This is a genomic window from Arthrobacter sp. THG-b23 (assembly GCF_059091265.1).
Genome location: NZ_JBNHGM010000002.1, coordinates 621771 through 647421, shown reverse-complemented (window position 1 = coordinate 647421; position 25651 = coordinate 621771). Strand labels below are relative to the sequence as shown.

The 25651-nt window shown below is 63.3% G+C and carries 20 protein-coding genes; 12 read left to right on the top strand and 8 right to left on the bottom strand.

Going from position 1 to position 25651, the window contains the following annotated elements; translation table 11 throughout:
• The first annotated feature begins 52 nt into the window (after window positions 1–52).
• From AC5RVD_RS06705 to AC5RVD_RS06690, 4 genes are all read left to right on the top strand, one after another.
• Window positions 53–1576 carry an ABC transporter substrate-binding protein gene (locus tag AC5RVD_RS06705; RefSeq protein WP_494126431.1) on the top strand — a complete coding sequence of 508 codons (1524 nt, stop codon included), beginning with the start codon at window positions 53–55 and terminating at the stop codon, window positions 1574–1576.
• Between the two features lie 141 nt (window positions 1577–1717).
• A complete protein-coding gene (trxB, locus tag AC5RVD_RS06700; protein ID WP_494126430.1) occupies window positions 1718–2701 on the top strand; it encodes a thioredoxin-disulfide reductase in 984 nt (327 codons plus the stop codon).
• Window positions 2702–2725: 24 nt separating this feature from the next.
• Window positions 2726–3052 (top strand): thioredoxin, encoded by a 327-nt coding sequence (gene trxA / locus AC5RVD_RS06695; protein WP_494110919.1) that lies wholly within the window; start codon window positions 2726–2728, stop codon window positions 3050–3052.
• Between the two features lie 4 nt (window positions 3053–3056).
• A complete protein-coding gene (locus tag AC5RVD_RS06690) occupies window positions 3057–4244 on the top strand; it encodes an N-acetylmuramoyl-L-alanine amidase (protein ID WP_494126429.1) in 1188 nt (395 codons plus the stop codon).
• Between the two features lie 3661 nt (window positions 4245–7905).
• On the opposite strand, the gene AC5RVD_RS06685 is transcribed toward AC5RVD_RS06690, so the two are convergent.
• The 8 genes from AC5RVD_RS06685 to rpmH all read right to left on the bottom strand — a co-directional run bounded on the left by AC5RVD_RS06685 (window position 7906) and on the right by rpmH (window position 13692).
• On the bottom strand, window positions 7906–9204 hold the full coding sequence (locus AC5RVD_RS06685) for a ParB/RepB/Spo0J family partition protein (protein WP_494126428.1): 1299 nt from the start codon (window positions 9202–9204) through the stop codon (window positions 7906–7908).
• Window positions 9205–9288: 84 nt separating this feature from the next.
• Window positions 9289–10374, bottom strand: a complete 1086-nt coding sequence (locus AC5RVD_RS06680) for a ParA family protein (protein ID WP_494126427.1) — start codon at window positions 10372–10374, stop codon at window positions 9289–9291.
• Window positions 10375–10473: 99 nt separating this feature from the next.
• Window positions 10474–11115, bottom strand: coding sequence for a 16S rRNA (guanine(527)-N(7))-methyltransferase RsmG (rsmG, locus tag AC5RVD_RS06675; RefSeq protein ID WP_494110923.1), 642 nt, complete (start codon window positions 11113–11115; stop codon window positions 10474–10476).
• 34 nt (window positions 11116–11149) lie between these two features.
• Complete coding sequence (locus AC5RVD_RS06670) at window positions 11150–11716, bottom strand: Jag family protein (protein WP_494126426.1); 567 nt, start codon at window positions 11714–11716, stop codon at window positions 11150–11152.
• Complete coding sequence (gene yidC / locus AC5RVD_RS06665) at window positions 11713–12678, bottom strand: membrane protein insertase YidC (protein ID WP_494110925.1); 966 nt, start codon at window positions 12676–12678, stop codon at window positions 11713–11715. Before yidC ends, AC5RVD_RS06670 begins: the two co-directional genes overlap by 4 nt.
• On the bottom strand, window positions 12678–13022 hold the full coding sequence (gene yidD / locus AC5RVD_RS06660; RefSeq protein WP_494126425.1) for a membrane protein insertion efficiency factor YidD: 345 nt from the start codon (window positions 13020–13022) through the stop codon (window positions 12678–12680). The genes yidC and yidD overlap by 1 nt, the downstream gene beginning before the upstream one ends.
• Before the next feature lie 56 nt (window positions 13023–13078).
• Window positions 13079–13483: a ribonuclease P protein component gene (gene rnpA / locus AC5RVD_RS06655; protein ID WP_493988365.1), complete on the bottom strand. Its 405-nt coding sequence runs from the start codon at window positions 13481–13483 to the stop codon at window positions 13079–13081.
• 71 nt (window positions 13484–13554) lie between these two features.
• Window positions 13555–13692: a 50S ribosomal protein L34 gene (gene rpmH / locus AC5RVD_RS06650; RefSeq protein ID WP_127513203.1), complete on the bottom strand. Its 138-nt coding sequence runs from the start codon at window positions 13690–13692 to the stop codon at window positions 13555–13557.
• A 401-nt stretch (window positions 13693–14093) separates the two neighbouring features.
• Between rpmH and dnaA the strand changes: the two genes are divergently transcribed.
• The 8 genes from dnaA to AC5RVD_RS06610 all read left to right on the top strand — a co-directional run bounded on the left by dnaA (window position 14094) and on the right by AC5RVD_RS06610 (window position 25607).
• Window positions 14094–15536 carry a chromosomal replication initiator protein DnaA gene (gene dnaA, locus AC5RVD_RS06645; protein ID WP_494126424.1) on the top strand — a complete coding sequence of 481 codons (1443 nt, stop codon included), beginning with the start codon at window positions 14094–14096 and terminating at the stop codon, window positions 15534–15536.
• A 519-nt stretch (window positions 15537–16055) separates the two neighbouring features.
• A complete protein-coding gene (dnaN, locus tag AC5RVD_RS06640; RefSeq protein WP_494110927.1) occupies window positions 16056–17180 on the top strand; it encodes a DNA polymerase III subunit beta in 1125 nt (374 codons plus the stop codon).
• Between the two features lie 34 nt (window positions 17181–17214).
• Window positions 17215–18144, top strand: a complete 930-nt coding sequence (gnd, locus tag AC5RVD_RS06635) for a phosphogluconate dehydrogenase (NAD(+)-dependent, decarboxylating) (protein ID WP_494126423.1) — start codon at window positions 17215–17217, stop codon at window positions 18142–18144.
• A gap of 10 nt (window positions 18145–18154) precedes the next feature.
• Entirely contained in the window at window positions 18155–19351 is a 1197-nt protein-coding gene (recF, locus tag AC5RVD_RS06630; protein ID WP_494126422.1) for a DNA replication/repair protein RecF, read from the top strand.
• The gene (locus tag AC5RVD_RS06625; RefSeq protein ID WP_494110930.1) at window positions 19332–19961 is read left to right on the top strand and encodes a DciA family protein; all 630 of its coding nucleotides are present in this window, start codon (window positions 19332–19334) and stop codon (window positions 19959–19961) included. The genes recF and AC5RVD_RS06625 overlap by 20 nt, the downstream gene beginning before the upstream one ends.
• 315 nt (window positions 19962–20276) lie before the next feature.
• A complete protein-coding gene (gyrB, locus tag AC5RVD_RS06620; protein WP_494126469.1) occupies window positions 20277–22301 on the top strand; it encodes a DNA topoisomerase (ATP-hydrolyzing) subunit B in 2025 nt (674 codons plus the stop codon).
• 70 nt (window positions 22302–22371) lie between these two features.
• On the top strand, window positions 22372–25047 hold the full coding sequence (gene gyrA, locus AC5RVD_RS06615) for a DNA gyrase subunit A (RefSeq protein ID WP_494126421.1): 2676 nt from the start codon (window positions 22372–22374) through the stop codon (window positions 25045–25047).
• Window positions 25044–25607 carry a DUF3566 domain-containing protein gene (locus tag AC5RVD_RS06610; RefSeq protein ID WP_494126420.1) on the top strand — a complete coding sequence of 188 codons (564 nt, stop codon included), beginning with the start codon at window positions 25044–25046 and terminating at the stop codon, window positions 25605–25607. The genes gyrA and AC5RVD_RS06610 overlap by 4 nt, the downstream gene beginning before the upstream one ends.
• The last annotated feature ends 44 nt before the right edge of the window (window positions 25608–25651 follow it).

Below are 25651 nucleotides of genomic sequence, written 5' to 3'. Positions count from 1 at the left end.
CCAAATTATCTAGTCACGGGCACCCGCCCAGGACATTCGCCGGGAGGAACTAGTGCCGCAGCCAGTTGATGTGGGCATGCTGCTTGGTGGCCGTTACAAGGTCACTGCCCAAGTGCTTGCGTCCGCAGAAAACGATTTGGTCCTCGACGGCGTGGACCAGGTGCTCAACCGGCCCGTCAGCATCCTGGTGGCAGCACCGGAGAATGCCAGCCAGGTCGCCATGAGCGCCCGCGAAATCGCCACCGGTGAGCGGATGGGCAACGTCCAGGTGCTGGACCTCGGCAATGCCGACGGGTTCACCTATCTGGTGACCAACGAGGCCCAGGCGGCCGACCTGCTGGACTTGGTGATCCAGCAGGACGGACCGTATGTGGAGCCCTTCTTCACCGACACACTCGGTTCCGAAATCTTCGGCCAGGCTCGCTCCACCGAGCCGGAGCCGTATGAGGACGAATATGAGGACTACGACGACGAGCCTCGGCAAAGCCTGCGCGAGAGGCTGAACAAACTCGACCTGCCCAAGTTGGGCAGGAACGGGACCGAAGGGACGTCCAAGGCCCGGTTCGGCGCCCGTCCCGCGGCCGCTGCCCCCGGCGCCGGGTCCGCTGCCGGAGCTGCGGCCGCAGCAGCAGCTGCCGGCGCCAGCGTGCCGCCGCCTCCCTCGGCGCCCCCGGCCCCACGGGTCGCGAGCCCCTCCACAGCGCCGGTGTCGCGGCAGGCTCCGGCGGCTAGCCGGCCGGCTGCCGCCCAGGCTCCGGCAGACAAGCCCAAGGTCAGCTTGTGGCCCGGGGACGACAACGAGACCGGTGTGCGGTCAGCCGGCATGTTCCCGTCCGCTGCCCGCACCAGCAGCGAACCTGCGGCGGACGACTACGAGTACGACGAATACGACGACGAGGAACGCAACAGCCCGCGGTCGTCCCGGTTGTTGGTGGGCGGATTGCTCGCTGTCCTGTTGGTGATCGCGATCGTGGTGGCGGTGAGCCAGCTGAATCTGTTCCGCGGCGGCCCGGTCGCCGGCGGCTCGCAGGCCGGAAACGAAACCGCGGCCGCGTCCGGCCCGGCAGAGACCGGCGCGGCAGAAGAAACGGCGGCTCCGGCCGACGAAATCGTCGAGCCGGTCATCGCAGGACTCACGCGCCAAGTACCGGACCTGCCGGAACTCGACGTAGAGAACGACGGCAAGCTGCCCGAAGCCATCGACGGCAACCCCGCCACTTACTGGGCAAGTTACCAGTACGCGTCAGACCAGTTCGGCGGTTACGCCGGAAACATGGCGCTGGTTGTCGAGTTGGAAGAGTCCTCAAACATCAGTTCGGTGGTGTTGACGCAACTGAGCGGCACCGGAGGAAACTTCTCCGTGCTCCTGAACGATGAACCGACGTTGGACGGGGCCGACCAGGTCGCGCAGGGAAGCTTCACGGCACAAAAGACCACGATTCCGGTCCCTGAACAGGATGGCACTGCCCCCAAGGCGCAGTACGTCCTGATCAACTTCACGCAGTTGCCGAGGCTGTCCAACCCCATGGGCGGCATGCCGTTCGGCATCCGCATGGCCGAGATCGAAGTCTCCTAGCCCGTCGGGGAGGCGCCTGCGCCGCTGGCGTGCGGAATAAGCCGGGGGCACGCACCGTTGACACAAGTGCCGGGCTAACCGCCCCCTCGGGTGGCCGGCCCTTAGGTTTACATCAACATCAGAGGAAGAGGTTCGCAGGCAGTGAGCACAGATACCACACCGTCCGTCCGCGACGTCATCATTGTTGGGTCCGGTCCGGCCGGCTACACGGCAGCTGTTTACACCGCACGTGCCAACCTCAAGCCACTGCTCATCGCCAGCTCCGTGGAGGCAGGCGGCGAGCTGATGAACACCACCGACGTGGAAAACTATCCCGGGTTCCCCGGCGGCATCCTCGGCCCGGAGCTGATGGAGAACTTCCAAAAGCAGGCCGAGCGCTTCGGTACCGAGATCCTGTTTGAAGACGTCACAAGCCTTGAACTGGAAGGTCCGGTCAAGAAGGTGACCATCGGTACAGGCGAAACCTTCCTGGCACGCTCGGTGATTATCTCCACGGGTTCCGCCTACCGGGAGCTTGGTCTACCGGACGAAAAGCGCCTCGCCGGCCACGGTGTCAGCTGGTGCGCAACCTGCGACGGTTTCTTTTTCAAGGGCCAGAACATCGCGGTGATCGGCGGTGGCGACTCGGCCATGGAAGAAGCACTCTTCCTGACCAAATTCGCGGAGTCTGTCACGGTGGTCCACCGGCGGGACACCCTGCGCGCCTCTAAGATCATGCAGGACCGTGCCTTGGCACACGAAAAGATCAAGTTCGTGTGGAACTCGGAGGTCGTGGGCCTTGAAGGCGACACCAAGGTCACCGCCCTGAAGCTCAAGAACACCGTCGACGGCTCCGAGTCCGTGCTGCCTGTAACCGGCGTCTTCGTCGCCATCGGCAACGATCCCCGGGTTTCCCTGGTGAAGGATCAGCTGGAATTGACCCCGGAGGGTACGATCGCCGTCGAGGGCCGGTCGTCCCGGACCTCCCTGGCGGGCGTCTTCGCTGCCGGCGACGTTATTGACCCCACCTACCGCCAGGCCATCACCGCCTCGGGCAGCGGCTGCGCCGCGGCCATCGATGTGGAACACTATCTGGCCGAGCGCGCAGACACCTTGGCCGGCGTCGCCGAACCCGCAACAGTCTGATTTGGTTGGAAAAGGAGAAACAGCATGAGCAACGCAAAAGATGTCACTGACGCTACTTTCGACGCGGACGTCCTGAAGTCCGCCAAGCCCGTGATCGTCGATTTCTGGGCAGAGTGGTGCGGCCCGTGCCGCATGCTCTCCCCGATCCTCGATGACATTGCTGCTGAGCATTCCGACAAGGTAGAGGTCGTCAAGCTCAACGTGGATGACAACCCCGCGACGGCAGCGCAGTATGGCATCACGTCCATCCCTGCTGTCTATGTCTTCAAGGACGGCGCGGTGGCCGCGACCTCCATCGGGGCCAAGCCGAAGCAGGTCATCGAGCAGGAATTCGCCGAGTTCCTTAACTAGCCAGATGGAAAACGACGCTGCGGACCAGAGCCTGCGCCGTTCAGACATAAGTCGACGCGTAGTAGCCCTTCGTGAAGGGCTACTACGCGCCGGCGTTTCCATGGCCTATCTGGCTCCGGATCAAGTAAACAACCCGACGGTCTTCGACGACCACGTTGATGCGGCCGTACGCACCTTCCAGCAACACCGGGGGCTGATGGTCGACGGTGTGGTCGGTCAGGAAACCGAGCGAGCCCTGGCGGAGGCTCAGTTCAAACTCGGGGATCGTCCGCTGACCTTCACGTTGGAGGCATCGCCTCTTCGGGGCGATGATGTCACCGAGTTGCAGCGGCAGTTGTCTTTCCTCGGCTTCTACTACGGTCACATTGATGGCGAGTACGGGGAACGGACCTACCACGCCGTCCGCGAACTGCAACTAAATCTGGGGCTTGAACCTTCCGGCGTTGCCGACCAACAACTGGCTGCCTCGATGGACCGAATCAACCGGACGATCAGTCCAAGCCAAGCGTTTTCACTCCGCGATTACGAACGACTCAACCAGGCCTCTGCGGCGTTGCGCGGCCGGACTATCGCGATCGCTCCCGGCTCTGGCGTAGAGCACTGGGCCGACATCCCCGACGTTGCCTCTGGCCGCCGCCTGACCGAAAAACTCGTGGCCGGCGACGTCGCCGGCCGAGTGAAGAAGATCCTGACCGAACTCGGCGCCAGTGTTGAAATTGTTGAAAAACAAACGCACGACGGCGGCGCAGACCGCACAGACCTCATCAAGAGGGCTTCTCCGAGCTTGAGCATCGCCCTTCACTGCGACTGGTTGCCGCAAGAGGCAGCCAACGGCGTCAGTGCGTTCTTTTGGGGCCGTCCCGAATCAGGTGAAGTCCGGTCTCCCATTGGACACCGTGCCGGCGAACTGATCCTGAAGGAGATCGTGGCCCGCACTGGGTCGACGAACCTGGGCATTCACGGTCGAAGCTGGGATATCCTGCGGCTCCCCAGTACCCCGTCTGTTCAGCTGGATCTTGGTTATTTAAGCAGCCCTTTCGACTCCCCTCGCCTCGCTGACCCCATCTATCGGCAAGTCTTGGCCGACTCCATCGTTATTGCTATTCAGAGGCTCTATCTGTTGGAAGAGGACGATGAGCCGACGGGCACCCTGGCGCTCGACGACGTCCTTCGGTTTAACCCGGGCACCTGACACCGGCTCACGTCTCCTCTGTTTCACGTGAAACTAGGGGTAGGTTCCTTTGTGGAGCACGGGGCGGGCGCGGGTCCGAGCCAGCGGCGTTTCACGTGAAACAACAACATTGCTACTAGCCACTGCTGACCCTCGTGCCCACGGGCCGCCGCCTGAGTGCCCAAGATGTTTGGCGCGCTTTCTGGCCGGCCTGGGTACATCCACTCGAGGCCGCCTAATTCGGAGTAATTTGCCCCTCGGAGTAGCTGCGACTGGCCGGGTATGGAGCCGAATGCTTACCCCATGTACGCGGGCTTCCACTTAGCCAGGCACTGCGTTATCTTCGATGAGCGCAGTGCCGGCGCCGGATCCGAGCACCTCGGGTGGCTCGGCCTCTCCCCCGCCCTGAGCTGGCCTAATGGATACTGACGCACGCGGTCATGCCGCCGCTAAGCCTCACTTCGCCTGCGAAGGGCGCTGCCCTTCACCGGTCCGGTTACGCGTCTACAGGCGAAAACCAGTACCGCATACGGATGCGTGACATTGTTCCGCATGAAACCGTCATTAAGTGCGCCGGTGGGGGTATGCCCAAAGCCGCACCATTTCAATCACGCACATGGTGGCGCCGGTCGGTCCAAACGGCGACGGATGGTAGCAAGTTTCACGTGAAACGCCTGGCCCAGTCATGTGTGCGATTGCGAGACCCCTCCCCGAAGAGCCGCGGAGCAGCGGCGCCCGCCTATGGAAAAGTTCCGCGGGAGAACCGTGCGCGCCCGGCTTTCCTCAACCACCTATGTACGGTCCGACGTAATCTCGAAGGCCATTGTGCCCCACCAGGCCCTGTTTGTTTGGGCCCCGACGAGGACCCCTTCGCCCGCCACCGGCCGCGCCGCCGTGAAAGGCTTCCGGCCGCTGCACAATCCCTCCTCCGGTGCGACATGTGCATGACCTGTGCGGTGCGGGCTGATAGGACGGACCCGAATCGTGATCGACCTGCCGCTGGCGCGCGGTCCGGCTAAACCCTACGCAAGTCCCTTGTTTCACTTGAAACTATCCACCAAACAGCCCCGGGGGTGCCGTCTCAGCTGCCTTGATACAGATACATGTCTGCCAAGTGGTAGTTTCACGGGAAACATCCCCCTTTCATACGGACAGCACGACGGATGTCTTGTACCTGATCGTGTGGCCGCAGCAGCGGAAACTCAAGACTCCTATGTGCTGGGCGGCAGGTACCCGCGCTCCGGGCTATGTGCAGGAGGTGATAGAAGGTGCGCGCTCCCCTTCGCGGCGTGACAGCATGTGCTGGGCACAAATTGCATGGCCGAAGTAGTAGAACCGGGTCGCACAACTCACCCAACTGCTGCGCAGGGTCAATGTTTCACGTGAACTTGGGGATCCGGGTCTCGAGACTGCTCGGTGATCTCCTCGAAGCCCAAGGCAAATGACGCGGACAGCCGAACCAATAGACCAGGGACCCTCCCCTGTCCCCCAGTTCGTTGGAAGGTCCGAACCCTCGACGGCTCCTTCTGGGCGATATTGGTGCCCCGATCCAGGCTTCCGCCGATGAAATCCCGGGCCTTGGCTACTGCAAGCGCACCTCCTGTGGCCGCCCCTCCGGCGCGTCGCGGAGAGCTACCGGTTCCGTTGGGCGACAGCATCGACACTCGCGGCGGCGGTAGATATGGAGGATTGTAACCCGTTGCAGAACGGTTCAGCTCGCAGGGGGCGGCGTCGCGCGGTCCCGCGAGCAGGTAAGCAGGTCTCACCTGCCCACGCCCGCTGGCGACCAAAGCCGTACGCCGGCCGCGTCTGGAAGTTTCACGTGAAACACACCGAAACAAACCGTCGGCTTGCACATAGTCGTCTGGAAAGCATGAGCGAATAATGCGGCGCGTTGTCTCACGGACGCAGGTGCAAGCGTTCCCGGTGCCAAGCCTTGGTGCTCTTGGGACAGTCATCCCCGCTGCTCCCCGGACGAACGGCTCGGTAGGTAAACTTCCGGCATGCTGGTTGGACTGAACGCTAGACAAAGAGGCGATCACCCACCCGCGCGTTTGCTATGCCTCGAGAGCGCAGACGATCCTCGCCACATTAGTGCGGGCGGTTTCACGTGAAACACGCCGAACCGTGTTCGCTGACTGAGGCCGCGCGGACACGTGTGCTGAAAAAGCCCGTAAGGGGTATCTCGCCGGATCTCGTCCGAAGAGGTGTTTGATCCGGTCGAATGGCTGCCCCAAGTAGAACGTTAAGTCCTGGCGATAGGCGGACGGAAAAGAGTCCGGCCCCTGGTTCCTAACCACGTTCCACGCGGTCGCCGTGCCCGGCCCCGCGTCCTCCGGCGCCCATGCCACCAGCTGGCTACGCCCCAGAAGTTTCACGTGAAACAACGCAGTCCCTCTGCGCTGGCAAGTAGGACACGATTAGCGCTTGCACTAAGTCACTTGACGCGTATCCATCTCTATGAAGGAAGTCTCACCGACGGCCGGTGCTAGCGGTTCCATTTGCTGCGCGTTTGGACCCTACGGGGCGGTGCAGTGCCGCTGCTCCCCCGGCGACCGCCTCAGCACGTGAACTAGCGCGCACCGGGTGGGCTGGACGCTGGCGACGGCAGCGATCTCTCATCCGCTTGCTAAGCCTTGAGAGTGCAGAGGATCCTCGCAAGGTTGGGCCGGGCTGTTTCACGTGAAACACGTTCTCTACGTTCTCTGACTGCACCCGAGCTCAGTCATGTGCTGAAACCAAAGCTACAAAAGGGGTACATCGCTGGATCTCGTCCGAAGAAGTGTTTGACGCGGTCGAACGGCTTACCCAGTAGAGAGTCAAGGCCCTGGCGATAATCGGACGGACAGTGTAGCCCCCCCGGTTCCCTAGCCACGATCCACGCGTTCGGCGTGCGCAGGCCCGCGAGCCTGTGCACAAGCCACCAGCGAACCAAGACCGAAGGCCGGCCACGCCGCAGGAGTTTCACGTGAAACACACTATCCATCTGCCCTTTGCCCCCCCGGCCAGTAGGCCACGATTAGCGCCGGCACGAAGTCACTCGGCGCCCATCGATCTCATTGCGAATGGTCTATCACAGACGGCCGGTGCTAGCGGTTCCACTGCCTTAGCTGTGAGGCTCAACGGGCAGTGCAGTGCCGCTGCTCCCCCGGAGAACGGCTCGTGAACTAGCGACGCGCGTCAGGTGGACTGGCCCCTGCGCACAATACCGATCTTCCGTCCACCTGCTAAGCCTCGAGTCTGCAAGCGATCCTCGCCAAGTGGGTCCGAGCGGTTTCACGTGAAACACGTTCTCTAGGTTCTCTACGTTCTATGCTTGGACCCGAGCTCAGTCAGCTGAAACCAAAGCCACATAAGGGGTACATCGTCGGATCTCGTCCGAAACGGTGTTTGATGAGGTCGGACTTCTTATCCAGTAGAGAGTCAAGGCCCTGGCGATAGTCGGACGGACAGGGTCGCCCCTGTTCCCTAGCCACGTTCCAAACGGTCAGCGTGCGCGAGCCCGCGGACGATACCGACTCTCTTCTGAAAGGGGGCTAGCCGCCGTGGGTTTGGGAGGGGACCCTCAGCCTCGTCCAAATCCAACGCTCCCTACAATTCCTATGCCTTGCGGTCGCTAAGAGCGATGGAAATGGGCCCCGTCCCTGTGGAACGGAGCCCATTGTTTCACGTGGAACGAAGGCTATGACGTCGTGGGGTTCAGGACGTCCATGATGCGGTTCAGGTCGTCGACGCTGGCGAACTCGATGCTGACACGTCCCTTCTTGGCGCCCAGGGTGATCTTTACGCTGGTATCCAAGCGGTCGGACAGGGAGGTAGCAAGGTAGTCGAGCCGCTCGTGCCGAGCTCCTTCGCGCGGCTTGCTTTCCCGTTTGGGTCGGCGTACGCCGTCACTCAGGGAAACAATTTCCTCGGTTGCGCGAACGGAAAGGCCCTCGGCGACAATGCGCTGAGCCAGCTTTTCCATTTCTCCGGGATCGACGAGTCCCAGGAGGGCACGGGCATGGCCAGCGCTCAATACGCCGGCGGCAACTCGCCGCTGGACGAGCGGCGGAAGCTTCATCAACCGCAAAGTGTTGGAGACCTGCGGTCTCGAGCGACCGATGCGGTCCGCTAGTTCATCATGAGTACAACCGAAGTCATCAAGCAGCTGCTGATAGGCCGCGGCCTCTTCGAGCGGATTCAGCTGGCTCCGATGGAGGTTCTCGAGCAGCGCGTCCCGCAACAGGTCATCATCTGAGGTGGACCTGATGATCGCTGGAATCGTTTCCAGGCCCGCGGCTTTGGTGGCGCGCCAGCGGCGTTCACCCATGACCAACTCGTACCGTGCGCCACCATCGTCGGAGGGACGCACAACGATCGGCTGAAGGACGCCGATCTCGCGTATGGAGTGCACCAGCTCCGCCATGTCTTCCTCGTCGAAGACGGTGCGAGGCTGTTTACGGTTCGGCTGAATGGCGGAAACAAGGACTTCGGCGAAGGTAGCACCCGGAACCTCGACCAAGTCAACTGCTCCGGCCGTTTCACGTGAAACGGGCACGTCGTCCGAGGCTGAGTTGGACTCGAGTGCTTGGTTACCCTCCGACGCTGCTGCATTGCTTGCCTTTGCGGACGCGTCGGGGTGACCGGCAGCGCCGTTGCCGCCCGTCCGCGAAGACGCGCCTTCCGAATCTCCCTTTACCGTTTTCTTCGCAGCAGGCTTCTTGGCGGTGGTTGTCCCCACCTTGCGAGGAGCCCGCAGCACTTCGGCTACCTGTGCGGCGCTCGATCCTGTCACCGTCTCGGAGTCGGTCGTCGTGAGGACTGCGGTGTTCCCCTCTTCCCTCCTGCTGGAAGCGGGAAAGAAAACGTCTACGGGTCGCTGGGTCCGGCGTTTCGCGGAAGCTCCCTGCCCCTCCGTCGGCTCGGTCTCCTCACTTGCCGGAGCGCTGGGAATCAACGCGCCCAGGCCTCTGCCCAAGCCGCGACGTTTCTCACTCATCTGGACCCTCTTCCGTCATGCGCCGAGCTGGCATGCACCAGCTCGCTTAAGGCGTAATTCTACCGTTGCAGTGCGGCTTCACAGTTACTTGCCGCGCTCGGCGATTTCGGCTGCTGCCTCTTGATATGACAGGGCCCCGCTGGACGACGGATCATAAGTGATCACCGTCTGCTGGTAACTCGGAGCCTCCGAGATGCGAACCGATCGCGGAACGACTGCACCCAAAACTTCGTTCGGGAAATGCTCGCGCACCTCGGCTGCAACCTGGGCTGCAAGGTTTGTGCGTCCGTCGTACATGGTCAGCAAGATGGTCGAAACTACCAATCCAGCGTTGAGGTGCTTCTGGATCATCTCAATGTTCTTGAGGAGCTGGCTCAGCCCTTCCAAGGCGTAGTACTCGCATTGGATGGGAATCAGTACCTCTTGGGCTGCAACGAAAGCATTAACGGTCAGCAGCCCCAGGCTGGGCGGGCAATCGATAAACACATAATCCAGCCTGGGCAGTCCGGCCGCCTCCCGTTCCTGCGCGTATACCTCGATGGCCCGGCGCAGGCGTTGTTCACGGGCCACCAACGAGACCAGCTCGATCTCTGCCCCGGCCAAGTGAATCGTGGCCGGTGCGACGATCAGGTGGGCGATGTCGGGGCATTGCGCAATCACATCCCCCAGCGGCATATCGTTGATCAGCACGTCGTAAATACTGTCGACTTCAGCGTGATGCTCGACCCCGAGGGCCGTCGAAGCGTTGCCCTGCGGGTCGATATCGATGACCAGTACGTTCAGACCGGCCGTAGCCAGGGCCGCTGCGATGTTGACCGTCGTCGTGGTCTTGCCGACCCCACCCTTTTGATTGCTGACAGTCAAAACCCGGGTATGAGCGGGCCGGGGAAGCTCCTTGGCCTTCAGCCTCTCGCGCCTGCGGTTTTCGCTCGCCAGTTCCTGCGCGAGAGGTGTGCTTTCGTCGATCGAATCCATAACGTTTGGAACCGTAGCCTCTATCTTCATGTTGGAGTTGGCTATTTCAGCCTCGTTCCCAGGGGAGGTTTCACGTGAAACAGGACCACTATGGGGGTCAAGCGCAACCGCGTTCGGTTGTTTGGCTACTTCTTGAGGCGACGATTCTTCGGCTTCGGTCCCCATGAAACCCGACACCGTGTTGTTGATCGCCACTTGGATTCCGCCCGCTTTCTCTGTCCGCCACCGGCCACTCTTAGCCTATCGTTGCGCGGTCGGATTCACGGGCGTTCCGTGGGTGTGTGGAGCAATAGGTCACGCAGCAACCCGGATGCGCACCACCGTCGTCGGCTCTTCCAAGAGACCGTCTCCTACGGTCAGGACCTCTGTTTCACGGCCGCCGAGCTTCCTGATGACCTTTTCAGCCTTCTGGACTTCGTCAGCCGCACTGCGGCCCTTGATGGCCAGCATCTCGCCGGTGCCGTGCAGCAGTGGAATGGAGAGGCGGGCGAGCTTGTCGAGAGCCGACACTGCTCGAGAAGTCACGACATCCGCTGTGACTTCATCCCCCGCAAGTTCGGCTCGCGTCCGCAGCACTGCGACATTGTCGAGTGCGAGATCCTCAATGACTTCATTGAGCCAGGCGACCCTGCGCTCCAGCGGTTCGATCAGCGTCAGCCGCAGGTCAGGCCGCGCCAAGGCGAAGGTCAGTCCCGGCAGGCCGGCCCCGCTTCCTACATCCGCAACCGCGGCGTCGCGCCCGATCAAGTTTGCGACGACGGCACAGTTGAGGACGTGCCGGTTCCACAACCTCGGGACCTCCCGGGGGCCCAGCAAACCTCGTTCGATGCCGGAAGTGGCCAAATGCGCAACGTACCGCTCCGCCAGGCCCAGGCGTTCACCAAAAACGGCGTGAGCCGCTCTGGACTCCGCCACACTCATTTCAACTACGGACATACCTCTGCCTATCAGACCGATCCGCCGGACAAGGTCAGGACTCCACCGACACCACGATGTGGCGGTTGGACCCCTCGCCCTCGGATTCGCTGATCAGCCCGAGTTCAGCAACGGCGTCATGGACGATCTTGCGTTCGTACGCACTCATCGGCTCGAGCGTCACGTCGCGGCCTGTCTCCTTGGCTTCGGCGACGGCGTCTTCGGCGATCTTAAGCAGTTCTTCGCTACGGCCTTCGCGGTAGCCGGTGATGTCCAGAACCAGGCGGGAGCGGTTGCCGGTGGTGGTTAGAACCGACAACCGGGCCAGCTCCTGCAGTGCTTCGAGGACCTCGCCGTCAGGGCCCACCAGCGCCTTGAGCGCGTTGTTGTCTTCCTCTTCGGAGACGATCGAGATATAGGTGCGGCCGTTACGGACCTCAATGTCGATGTCCCCGTCGATGTCCGCGATGTCGAGGAGTTCTTCGAGGTAGTCCGCAGCTACATCTCCTTCTTCCTCCAAGCGCTTGGCGGAATTCGAGACAGCGTCCTCCTGCTGTTCATCCGCCGCAGCAGCCTCGTCGGAAAGTTCTTCGGTCACTTCGGATACGCTTTCGCTGCTCATTTTTTCTTCCTGTTCTTCCGCTGTGGCTGCTGGCGCTGGCCTTTCACCTCTGCTGGGGAGTCGGCCGCGGGCGCCTCGGTCTTCCGCTCGCCCAGAAGCGGTACCATCGGCAGGCCCTTCTTCGCACGGCGTTCGGCCAGTTCGCGGGCAGCCTGCGAACCCGGGGTGGGCATGCGCCGGATCACGAAGAACTGCTGCGCCATGGTCCACACGTTGGTGGTTGTCCAGTAGATCAGCACGCCGATGGGGAAGTTGATGCCGCCGATGCCGAAGACGAGAGGCAGGATGTAGAGCATCATCTGCTGCTGCTTCATGAACGGGGACTGCATTGCTTCGGCGGACATGTTCTTGGCCATGATCTGCTTCTGCGTGATGAACTGCGACGCAGTCATCGCCAGAATCATGATGATCGACAGGATGACCACGGAGACTTGCTGGGCGCCCCCTCCGCCGTGCAGGAGGGACGCGGAAAGCGGCGCACCGAAAATGGACGAATCGTCGAACTGACGGATGAGGTCAGGCGATAGAGCGCCAATCCCCTCGCCGTTCGCACTGGCGCGCGAAGCGTTGTTCAGCACGCTGAACAACGCAAAGAAGAACGGCATCTGCACCAGCATCGGCAGGCAGGCCGAGAACGGGTTGGTGCCGTGCTTCTTGTACAGCGCCATTTGCTCCTGCGTCATGGCCTGACGGGAAAGCTGGTCGGTCTTTCCCTTGTACTTCTGCTGCAGCTTTCGGAGATCAGGCTGCAGTGCCTGCATCCCGCGCTGGGCCTTGATCTGCTTGACGAAGACCGGAATGAGGGCTGCGCGGATCACCAGCACCAACCCGATGATCGAGAACGTCCACGTCCAGCCGTTGGCCGGATCCATCCCAAGCCAGGAGAAGCCGGCGTGGAATGCCCACAGGATCCCGGAGACGACCCACGTGAACGGGGTCAGGATGGTGTTTAAGAAGTCCATTACTGATTTGCTCCTCGGGCCGCGCCGCGGCCTTCATCGTCGGCCGGAATGAATGGGTGGTTAAGCTCCACGATCCGGGGGATTCTGGAAGGGTTCTCCTGCAGCCAATGGTCGAAGGATGCAGACGCCGGAACATGATCTACTCCGCCTGGGTTCCATGGATGGCACCGGAGCAGGCGGCGGACGGCCAGCCAACTGCCCTTGGCGGCGCCATGGACCGTCACTGCTTCCAATGCGTACGCAGAACAGGACGGGAAAAAGCGGCAGACCTGGCCGTACAGGGGCGAAACGAGTTTGCGGTACACCCGCAGCAGACCGATCAACGCATACTGCGGAGGACTCATGGTCCTCCTGGGCACGGCGGAATGAGCGGGAACAGGTACGTCATGGGCGCAGGCACTCATTCGGCTCTTCCCTTCTCTCCGTGCGCAGCTTCTGCTGTGGCGGTGCGCGTTAAGGTCAACTTGCCGAGGGCGGCCTTGAGAGCCTTCCGGTAATCCAGTTCCAAAGCCGTGAAGTCTGCGTTGGCAGCTGCCGGAAGGGCCCGCACAACCACGGTGATCCCTCGGGAATACTCATTCTCCCTTAACCCGGCTGCTGCCAGTTCCCGCAGTCTCCTTTTAACGCGGTTGCGGATGACGGCGTTCCCCACGGCCTTCGAGACGATGAAGCCAAAAGATGCCGGTCGGGCCGGGTCTGCTGCCGCCGCATATAACACTAAGTTCCGGCGCCCTGAGCGGGCGCCGGAACGTACAGTTGTTGAGAAGTCCGCCGATGCGCGCATCCGGTGCTGGCTGGGAAGCATGCGCTACCCAGCCGGCCGAAGAACACCGCTGCGGGAACTGAACCTCACAGCCGGGTCGACAAACTGGCTATTTAGGCCGACAGTTCGGTGCGGCCCTTGCTGCGGCGGGCGGCCAGAATGGCGCGGCCGGCGCGAGTGCGCATGCGAAGGCGGAAGCCGTGCTTCTTGGCACGACGGCGGTTATTCGGCTGAAAAGTCCGCTTGCTCACGGTGGTTACTCCAAGACGATCGACAGATGCGGTTGGACCCATTGCAACAAGGGGGAAGAACAGGTCGGCGCTCTATATGGGGTCTATTCCGTTGCCAGGGCGTCGGACGCACAAGGACAACAAAGTAGACATGAAGGACTAGTCAACGTTAGGCGATGGCGGTGAGTACCGTCAAACCGGCGGTCTCGGCGCCCGGGCGTTTCCGTGGATAACGCCTGTGGACAACTCTACGCCAAGGCCGCTTTGAGCGGTCTTGGCGCCTCCCTAAAGTGGCGTCCACAGGGGCCTGCATCGCAACTGTCGCCCAGCAGATTCATGCTCTACTCTTGGCAGGAGCCCCTTATCCACTGTCTGTGAATAAGTCTGTGGATTTCGGGCGGGCTGTCGGCAAATGCCGAAGCATGCCGAGCATTTCTGAGGGGTACTACGTGGACACGGACCAGATAAACGACGTCGGAAGTTCCTGGCGCAAAGTGGTCCGGACGCTGGAACAAGACGACCGCGTCTCTCCCCGGCAGCGCGGCTTCATTGTCTTGGCGCAGGCCAAAGGCCTGATCGGCACAACGCTGCTGGTGGCGGTCCCCAACGAACTGACACGCGAAGTCTTCCAGTCGCAACAGCTCAAAGACCCGCTCCACGATGCACTGTTCGAAGTATTCAAGGACGACATCCTCTGCGCTTTCAGCGTCGACACGGATATGGCTCCGCAGGCGGAACCGGAACCCGAACAAGAGCCCCGTCCGGCCCCCACGGTGGTGCGGAGCGAGTCACTGCCCCAGCCGGCGGCGCAGGCCGCGTCCCCGGAACTGGGCAGGCTCAACCCGAAGTACATTTTCGACACCTTCGTCATCGGTTCATCCAACCGCTTTGCCCACGCCGCGGCCGTCGCGGTGGCCGAAGCACCGGCCAAGGCGTACAACCCCCTCTTCATATACGGCGACTCGGGCCTCGGGAAAACCCACCTGCTGCACGCCATCGGGCACTACGCGCGCCATCTCTACAACAGCATCCGCGTCAGGTACGTGAACTCGGAAGAGTTCACCAATGACTTCATCAACTCCATCCGCGACGATGAGGGCGCCAGCTTCAAGCAGCTCTACCGCAACGTCGACATCCTGCTGATCGACGACATCCAGTTCCTGGCCAACAAGGATGCGACGCAGGAAGAGTTTTTCCATACGTTCAACGCCCTCCACAACCACAGCAAGCAAGTAGTCATTACTTCCGACCTGCCGCCGAAACAGCTCTCCGGTTTCGAGGAGCGCATGCGGTCCCGGTTTGAGTGGGGGCTGCTGACGGACATCCAGCCGCCGGAGCTGGAGACCCGCATCGCGATTCTGCGCAAGAAGGCCATCAGCGAGGGGCTGTCCGTCCCCGACGAGGTCCTCGAGTACATCGCCTCGAAGATCTCCACCAACATCCGCGAGCTCGAGGGCGCCCTGATCCGCGTCACCGCGTTCGCCAGCCTGAACCAACAGGCAGTCGATATGGGTCTGGCCGAGATAGTCCTCAAAGACCTGATCACCGACGAAGGGGCGCAGGAGATCACATCGGCCACGATCCTTGGCCAGACCGCGGCGTATTTCAAGCTCAGCATGGAGGAGCTGACCAGCAAGTCCCGGACCCGGACGCTGGTGACGGCCCGCCAGATCGCCATGTACTTGTGCCGGGAATTGACCGACATGTCCCTGCCGAAGATCGGCCAGGAACTCGGCGGCCGCGACCACACCACCGTCATCCACGCCGACCGGAAGATCCGCGAGTTAATGGCTGAGCGTCGGGCGATTTACAACCAGGTCACGGAGCTGACCAACCGCATCAAGCAGCAACAGCGCGAAAGCTAGCTCCCTTGGCGGCCGGCAACGGCCCCTGCCGGGAACTACACCGGTGAAATTAACAGGTGTGGATAAGGCTGTGGATTCTTAAGTGGAGAACCCGGGTCCTTAAGAGGAAAACCACCATGCCGCCTGTGGACGCCCGAAATCCCAAGGATTTTCGTCCACAGGCACTCGATGCCGGTTACGAACGCCCTGCACATCTTGTGAACAGCCAACTTCCGCCAAGGGGAAGGGCCAACCGGGGTTTTCCACAGTATCCACAGCAGTTATTAACACTACGAATCCCATTTCTTGAAGTTCTTCCAAATAACATTTGACCCTGTCCCGGTTCCCACACATCGTGCCGAATCGGCTCATCCGGACGTCGTCGCACTCTCGGTGCGCAATGACGGTTGCTGCGGCTAAGCTTGCACAGAGAATCGTTGCCATCTGCTTCAACCTGGTGCTCGCAGTCCCACGCACTGCACCCGGCCAGACGCAGGCGGTCTTCCCCGGCATGTTCGTTGTGAAAGGTGGCTTACTTCAGTGAAGTTCAGAGTTGATCGGGATGTTCTGGCGGAAGCCGTGACATGGACAGCCCGTTCCCTGTCACCACGTCCGCCTGTCCCCGTTCTGTCGGGCCTGCTCATCCGGGCCGAAGGCGGCATGGTGAGTCTTGCCAGCTTCGACTACGAAATTTCCGCCCGTCTTCAGATCCCGGCGGACGTCACTGACGAAGGCACCATCCTGGTCTCCGGACGCCTTTTAGCCGACATCTGCCGAAGCCTGCCGTCGGCACCTGTCGATATCGAAACCGACGGTTCGAAGGTCGCTCTCACCTGCCGCAACAGCCGGTTCAACCTCGCCACCATGCCAGAAGGCGATTATCCGGAACTCCCTGCCCTGCCCGATGTCAGCGGCGTCGTGGATGGAGAAGCGTTCGCCCAGGCTGTCAGCCAGGTCATCATTGCGGCGAGCCGTGACGACACCCTGCCCATCTTGACCGGTGTCCGGATGGAAATCGAAGACGACCTGATTACTCTGCTGTCCACCGACCGCTACCGCTTGGCCCTCCGGGAGCTGTCCTGGCGACCGACGACGCCGGGTATTTCCACGAGCGCGCTGGTCAAGGCGAAGACCCTGAGCGAAGTAGCCAAAACGTTGGGTGGTTCCGGCGACCTGAACATCGCGCTTTCGGACAATAGTGAACTCATCGGTTTCGAAAGCGGCGGACGCCGTACCACGTCGCTGCTGGTCGACGGCGACTACCCCAAGATCCGTTCGTTGTTCCCGGACAACACCCCGATCCATGCGACAGTCGAAACCACGACGCTGATCGAAGCCGTCCGCCGTGTTTCCCTCGTGGCCGAGCGCAACACTCCGGTCCGCTTGGCCTTCACCGATGGTCTGCTGACCTTGGACGCGGGAACCGGCGAAGACGCCCAGGCTTCGGAGGCGATTGAAGCCTCGCTCTCCGGCGACGAAATCACCGTCGCCTTCAACCCGCACTACCTGTCCGAAGGCCTGAGCGCCTTCGACAGCAAGTACGTCCGGTTCTCCTTCACCACGCCCCCGAAGCCTGCGGTCATATCGGCCCAGGACGACCTCGAGGGCGAAGACAAGGAAGACTACCGGTACCTGCTCATGCCAGTGAGGTTGCCCAACCAGTAATTTGATCCCACCGACCCACGGACGAGAGGAAAGAGTGACTGGGATGCACATCGGACTGATCGGCTTGGGCCGGATGGGTTTCAACATGCGGCAGCGGCTCCGGGACGGCGGCATCGAGGTGACCGGCTACGACCGGAACCCGGAGGTCAGTGACACCGCGAGCGTTGATGAAATGCTCCGGGCGCTGCCGGGTCCGCGCACCGTGTGGGTCATGGTGCCCGCCGGCGAGGTCACCGACACGGTCATCGCGGAGCTGGCCGGTAAGCTCTCCGGCGGAGACCTGGTGATCGACGGCGGCAACTCGAAGTTCACCGAAGACCAAAAGCACGAAGCCCTCCTGGCCGAACGCCGGATAGGTTTTATCGATGTCGGCGTGTCCGGCGGCGTCTGGGGCCTGGCGAACGGTTACGGCCTGATGGCCGGCGGACCCACCGAACTTATCCAGGCAGCGATGCCGGTCTTCGACGCGCTGCGGCCGGAGGGCCCGCGGGAGGAAAGCTTCGCCCACGTGGGCGACGTCGGCGCCGGCCACTACGCCAAGATGGTGCACAACGGGATCGAATACGGGCTGATGCAGGCGTACGCCGAAGGGTACGAACTGCTGGAAGCCAAGGACATCATCAAGGATGTTCCGGGCACTTTCCGTGCCTGGCAAAAGGGGACGGTGGTCCGATCCTGGCTGCTGGACCTGATGGTGAAGGCGCTCGAAGAGGACCCGGGGTTGAGCCAGGTCAGCGGTTACGTCGAGGATTCCGGCGAAGGCAGGTGGACGGTCGAGGAAGCCATCGAGCACGCCGTCCCGGCCCCGGCCATTACCGCGGCGCTGTTCGCACGGTTCGCGTCGCGCCAGGATGATGATGCGCCCGCGATGAAGATGGTGGCCGCCCTCCGGAACCAGTTCGGCGGACACGCAGTCAGGAAGCCTGCACAAGACCAGTCCGGCCCCCGCAACGAGTCGAAGTAGCTGTAACGCATTGTTTGTTGAATACCTGTCCCTCACCGATTTCCGCACCTACCCCCAGCTGGACATCGCCTTGAAGCCCGGCATTACGGTGTTTGTCGGAGCCAACGGAGTCGGCAAGACCAACATCGTCGAGGCCCTCGGCTATCTTGCGTCGCTCTCATCACACCGGGTCAGCAATGACGCACCGCTCATCCGGTTCGACAGGCAGCGTTCGCTGGTGCGGGCGCGGGTGGACCGCGGCGGGCGCAGCACCTCGCTGGAGTTGGAAATCACCGCGGGCAAGGCCAACAGGGCGCGGATCAACCGCGCCAATCCCGTGCGCGCCCGGGAGATCCTCGGACACCTGCGCACGGTGCTTTTCGCCCCCGAAGACCTCGCGCTGGTCAAAGGCGACCCGTCCAGCCGGCGCCGCTTCCTGGACGAGCTGCTGGCCAGCCTGGTCCCGCACCACGCGGCCACCCGCAGCGATTTTGAACGCGTCCTCAAACAGCGCAATGCCCTGCTCAAATCGGCCCGCGCCAGCGGACGGTTCACCTCCGCCCACGAAGCTACCTTGGAGGTCTGGGACCAGCACATGGCACAGGCCGGGGCCGCCCTGCTGAAAGCACGGCTGGAACTGGTGGACCTGCTGCAGCCACATCTGGACGCCGCGTACGCCGCCCTCACCGATGGGTCCAAGCATGCGGCCGCCGTCTACCGATCCACCATCCACAGCCAGCTATCCGATGACGGAGAGGTGGAGAAAGACGGCGGGGAGGGCCTTCCGCCGTTGGCAAGCCTGGGTGCGACCGAACTGGCGGATCTCTACCTTGCCGCCTTCAAACAGCAGCGCAAACGGGAAACGGAGCGGGGCATCTCGCTGGTGGGACCACACCGGGATGAGTTGGAACTGTTGCTGGGACAGGCGCCGGCCAAGGGCTACGCCTCGCACGGCGAAACCTGGTCGCTGGCGTTGGCCCTCCGGCTGGCTTCGTACTACGTTTTCTGCGACGACGACGCGACTCCGGGCGCGACTCCTGTCCTGATCCTGGACGATGTCTTCGCCGAACTGGACAACCAGCGGCGGACTAAGCTCGCGGGCATCGTGGCCGGCGCCGAACAGGTGATCGTCACGGCTGCGGTGGCCGAAGACATCCCCGAGGCCTTGGCGGGAGAACAGTTCATGGTAGTGCCGGGAGGCGTGGCCAATGGCCAGGAAACCGCCTGACCGGGCCCAGCCGCAGGAGCCGGCGGGCCGTCGGCCGGACCTGCCCGATCCCGCGGTGCCTCCCCTGCCCGCGGGCCGGGCCGGAGCTGAGTCGTCACCGGACGAAGGTGCCGTTGAAGACCTGGACGCCGCGAAAGCCGTCCTGAACCGGGTGCGCCTCGCGGCAGCGGCCCGCGGCGACGTGCGCACCCGGACCAACAGCCGCCGTCGCGCGTCCAAGGGGGCACGGCCTGCCGGGGGGTCGCAGGATTTCGGCCGCGACCCCCAGGGGGTGGGGCGCGTGTTCGACCGGTTCGTGGCAGAACGCGGTTGGAACTCCCCGGTGGCAGTCGGGTCGGTCATTTCGCGGTGGGATGAATTGGTCGGCGCGGACATCGCCGCCCACTGCAGGCCGGAAAGCTTCGAGGAAACCACGGTGCAGGTCCGCTGCGACTCAACGGCCTGGGCTACACAGCTGCGATTGCTCAGCAGCGCCCTGCTGAAGCGTTTCGACGAAAAGCTGGGCCCCGGCGTCGTCACCAAAATCCAGGTCCTGGCGCCGGCAGCGCCCAATTGGCGCAAGGGCAAGAGGTCCGTCGGCGGCCGCGGACCGCGGGACACCTACGGCTGATTTCGCCCCTCACAGGATGCCCGCGGGAAGCAGCCGGCACGCGCTTGCTTAGACGGCGTGTAGGGCGCTGGAGACGTCCGCGGACATACACCGTCCCATCGGGCACCCGGCGGCGTCGTCAAAACCCGGTTTCCGTGCCGCATAGAGCCATGTTCGTGCAGGATTCACCGTCCCGACACGGTAGAATTGACTAGGCGGCGCCCGTCCTCTTACCGGAAGGGCGCCGACACACGAGTCCCCCGGACGGAACACAAGGAGTCAACGGCAACTGTGGCAGAGGACAATGAGCTGGAAAACACCGGCGCAGAACCCCAAATGACAGAGGGCAACGACGGCAAGCACTACGACGCCAGCGACATCACCGTCCTCGAAGGCCTGGAAGCCGTCCGCAAGCGCCCGGGCATGTACATCGGTTCCACCGGTCCGCGCGGGTTGCACCACCTCGTTTATGAGGTCGTGGACAACTCCGTCGACGAAGCGCTGGCCGGCTACTGCGACACGATCAACGTGACGCTGCTGGCCGATGGCGGCGTCCGGGTAGTGGACAATGGCCGCGGCATCCCCGTGGACATGCACCCGACCGAGGGAAAGCCGACCGTACAGGTCGTCATGACCATCCTGCACGCAGGCGGCAAGTTCGGCGGCGGCGGTTACGCAGTCTCCGGGGGCCTGCACGGCGTGGGCATTTCGGTGGTCAACGCGTTGTCGGCCCGCGTGGAGACCGAGATCCGCCGGCAGGGTTACGTCTGGCACCAGTCGTTCGCCAACGGCGGCCTGCCCGTGGGCGACCTGCGCCGCGGCGAGGAGACCACCGAGACCGGGACCTCGCAGACCTTCTGGGCGGACCCGGAGATCTTCGAATCCACCGAATTCGACTTCGAAACACTGCGCGCCCGGTTCCAGCAAATGGCCTTCCTCAACAAGGGCCTCAAGATCGTCCTGACCGATGAGCGCCACCCGGAAATCCACGCACCGGACGCCGAGGACGTGGATCTGGACACGACGCCCGGCACCGAGGTCGAGACCACCGCGGAACACCGCCAGGTCGTCTACAAGTACGACCACGGCCTGCTGGACTACGTCACCCACTTGAATTCCTCCAAGAAGGTGGAAGTCATCCACCCCGAGGTGATCGCGTTCGAGACCGAGGACACGGACCGCAAACTCTCGGTGGAAGTTGCGATGCAGTGGACCACATCCTACTCGGAGAGCGTCCACACCTACGCGAACACCATCAACACGCACGAAGGCGGCACGCACGAAGAAGGCTTCCGCGCCGCGATGACCTCGTTGATCAACCGCTACGCGCGCGAGAAGAACCTGATCAAGGAGAAGGAAGAAAACCTCACCGGCGACGACATCCGCGAGGGCCTCACCGCCGTCATCTCCATGAAGCTGGGCGAGCCCCAGTTCGAGGGCCAGACCAAGACCAAGCTGGGCAACTCCGAGGCCAAGGGCTTTGTGCAGCGTGTGGTCACGGACGAACTCGGCGACTGGCTGGAGCGCAATCCCGGACCGGCCCGCGACGTGATCCGCAAGTCGATCCAGGCCTCGCAGGCCCGGCTGGCCGCCCGGAAAGCGCGCGAATCCACCCGGCGCAAGGGGCTGCTCGAATCCGGCGGCATGCCCGGCAAGCTCAAGGACTGCTCGTCCCGCGATCCATCCAAGTCGGAAATCTACATCGTGGAGGGCGACTCCGCAGGCGGTTCGGCCGTCCGCGGCCGGAACCCGGAGACCCAGGCCATCCTGCCGCTGCGGGGCAAGATCCTGAACGTGGAGCGGGCCCGGCTGGACCGCGCGCTGGGCAACGCCGAGGTCCAGGCCATGATCACCGCGTTCGGCGCCGGCATCGGCGAGGACTTCGACGTGGAGAAGGCCCGGTACCACAAGATCGTGCTGATGGCCGACGCCGATGTGGACGGCCAGCACATCACCACGCTGCTCCTGACCCTGCTGTTCCGCTACATGCGCCCGCTGATCGAGAACGGTTACGTCTACCTGGCGCAGCCGCCGCTCTACCGGATCAAATGGTCCAACCACCCCCACGACTATGTCTTCAGCGACCGTGAGCGGGACGAGACGGTCCGCCGCGGCCTGGCGAACAACCAGCGGCTGCCCAAGGAAAACGGCATTCAGCGGTACAAGGGCCTCGGTGAGATGGACTACACGGAGCTGTGGGACACCACCATGGACCCCGACCACCGGACACTGCTGCAGGTGACGATGGAGGATGCCGCCGCCGCGGACCAGACCTTCTCGATCCTGATGGGCGAAGACGTCGAATCCCGGCGCACCTTCATCCAGCAGAACGCCAAGGATGTCCGCTTCCTCGACATTTAGCCCCCGCCGCAGCCGGCCACCGGCCGCTGACCGGGCCGCACCAAGTTTTGACGCAAAGGAAACTTAAACGATGAGCGACGAAGAGACGCCCGACCTGCCCGCAGGCACCGGCGATGAGCCGATCGAGGGCGAAATCCTGACCGACCGGGTGGAGCAGGTCGACCTCCAGACCGAAATGCAGCGGTCCTACCTGGACTATGCCATGGCGGTCATCGTCGGGCGCGCCCTGCCGGACGTCCGCGACGGCCTCAAGCCGGTGCACCGGCGGGTGCTGTACGCGATGTTCGACGGCGGCTACCGCCCCGAGCGTTCCTTCAACAAGTGCGCCCGCGTGGTGGGCGAGGTCATGGGCCAGTACCACCCGCACGGCGACATGGCCATCTACGATGCCCTGGTCCGCCTGATCCAGGACTGGACCATGCGCTACCCGCTGGCGCTGGGGCAGGGCAACTTCGGCTCGCCCGGCAACGATGGTGCAGCCGCCCCCCGGTACACGGAAACCAAAATGGCGCCGCTGGCGCTGGAAATGGTCCGCGACATCGACGAGGACACCGTCGATTTCCAGGACAACTACGACGGCAAGAACCAGGAACCGACCGTCCTGCCCGCCCGCTTCCCGAACCTGCTGGTCAACGGCTCCTCGGGCATCGCCGTCGGCATGGCCACCAACATCCCGCCGCACAACCTGCGTGAAGTCGCCGACGGCGTCCAGTGGTACCTGAACAATCCCACTGCCAGCCGTGAAGAACTCCTCGAAGCGCTGATCCTGCGGATCAAGGGTCCCGACTTCCCCACCGGCGCGCAGATCCTGGGCCATAAGGGCATAGAGGACGCCTACCGCACCGGCCGGGGCTCGATCACCATGCGCGCCGTGGTCAACGTGGAGGAAATCCAGGGCCGCACCTGCCTGGTGGTCACGGAACTTCCGTACCAGGCGAACCCGGACAACCTGGCCATGAAGATCGCCGAGTTGGCCAAGGAAGGCAGGGTCGCCGGCATTGCAGACCTGCGCGATGAGACCTCTGGCCGCACCGGCCAGCGCCTGGTGATTGTGCTCAAGCGCGACGCCGTGGCCAAGGTGGTGCTGAACAACCTCTACAAGCACACCTCGCTGCAGGAAAACTTCGCGGCCAACATGCTCGCGATCGTCGACGGGGTGCCCCGTACCCTGACCCTCGACGCGTTTATCCGCCACTGGGTCACCCACCAGTTGGAAGTCATCGTCCGGCGCACCCGCTTCAGGCTGCGCAAGGCCGAGGAGGAAGCGCATATCCTGCGCGGCCTGCTCAAGGCCCTGGATGCACTCGACGACGTCATCGCCCTGATCCGCGCCTCGTCCACCACGGAAGAAGCCCGCGACGGCCTGATGCAGTTGCTGGACATCGACACCGAGCAAGCCTCGGCCATCCTGAACATGCAGTTGCGCCGGCTGGCCGCGTTGGAACGACAAAAGATCCAGGACCGCCACGCCGAACTCGAGCGGATGATCCAGGAGTTCAACCGCATCCTCGCCTCCGAAGAAGCCCAGCGCAACATCGTCAGCGAGGAACTGGCCGAGATCACCGGCAAGTACGGTGACGACCGCCGGACCCAGATCATGATGGGCTACGGCGGGGACATGAGCATGGAAGACCTCATCCCCGAAGAGGAAATGGTCGTCACCATCACCCGCGGCGGGTACGTCAAGCGCACCCGCAGCGACAACTACCGCTCCCAGCAGCGTGGCGGCAAGGGAGTACGCGGCGCCCAGCTCCGGGGCGACGACGTGGTCGAGCACTTCTTCGTCACCACGACGCACCATTGGCTGCTGTTTTTCACCAACCTGGGCCGGGTGTACCGGGCCAAGACGTACGAACTGGCCGAAGGCGGCCGCGATGCCAAGGGCCAGCACGTGGCGAACCTGCTGGCCTTCCAGCCGGACGAGCACATTGCCCAGGTCATGGACCTGAAGGACTACCAGCAGGCCCCCTACCTGGTGCTGGCCACCAAACGCGGCCTGATCAAGAAGACCCGGCTGGAGGACTACGACACGAACCGTTCCGCCGGCGTCATCGCGATCAACCTGCGCGACGGCGACGAGCTCGTTTCGGCACGGCTGGTCGCCGAGACCGACGACATGATGCTGGTGTCCCGGCGCGGCCAGTCCCTGCGGTTCACCGCGACGGACGAGGCACTGCGGCCAATGGGACGTGCCACCTCCGGTGTGACCGGCATGAAGTTCCGCGAGGACGACGAACTGCTGGTGGCCGGCGTGCTGCGCGAGGACTCCTACGTCTTCATCGTGACCGCGGGCGGCTACGCCAAGCGGACCAAGGCCGACGAATACCGGGTCCAGGGCCGCGGCGGCCTGGGCATCAAGGTGGGCAAGTACCAGGAAGAACGCGGGCACCTGGTCGGCGCACTCATCGTGCAGGAAGAAGACGAGGTGCTGGTGGTGATGGAAAGCGGCAAGGTGGTCCGCTCCTCCGTCGCCGGTGTCCCCGTCAGGGGCCGCGACACCATGGGCGTCATCTTCGCCAAGCCGGATAAGAAGGACCGCATCATCGCCGTCGCCCGGAACTCCGAACGAGGCCTGGCCGCCGACGAGGAAGACACCGACACGCCGGAGGTGCCCCAAGGTCCCGAAACCGGCGGCACAACCGACGCCGAATCTGCGCAGCAGGCAACCGATGAAGTACCGTTGAACGCAGACATGACGCAGTCCGCAGCCGAAACGCCGGCGCCGGAAAACGGAGGTAACGAGTGAGTACACCTAAAACGCCACGGCCGGGCACGCGCCCGCAGCCGGCCAACGCGCCCCGGGCTACCACTCGCAGCGGCGGCACGCCGGCACGCCCGGCCCAGCGCCCGGCGAACGGCGGGCAGCGTCCGGCCACTGGCGCACAGCGCCCGGCCGGCCAGCCCGCCCGTCCGGGACTCGTGCGCCCGGCCCCGAAGGCCAAGGTCCGCCGTGCCCGCCTGCTGGTCAGCAAGGTCGACCCGTGGTCGGTGCTGAAGATGGCCTTCCTGCTCTCCGTTGCCCTGGGCATCGTCACCGTGGTGGCCTCAATCGTCCTCTGGACTACGCTGGACATCACCGGCATCTTTGACCGGGTTAACGGGCTCCTGACGGAAGTAGCGGGCACCGAGGGCGGCGGATTCGATCTGCGGTCCTATGCTTCGCTGGGACAGGTCGCGTCCTTCGCCACCATCATCGCCGTCGTCAACGTGGTCTTGCTGACCGCGCTGGCGATGCTGTCCGCGGTGCTCTACAACATCTCGGCGACGTTGGTCGGCGGCATCGGGGTCACGCTGACGGACGACTGAGCCGATTTGAAGTTCCGGCCCGGCGTACTGTAAAGTCGTATCTC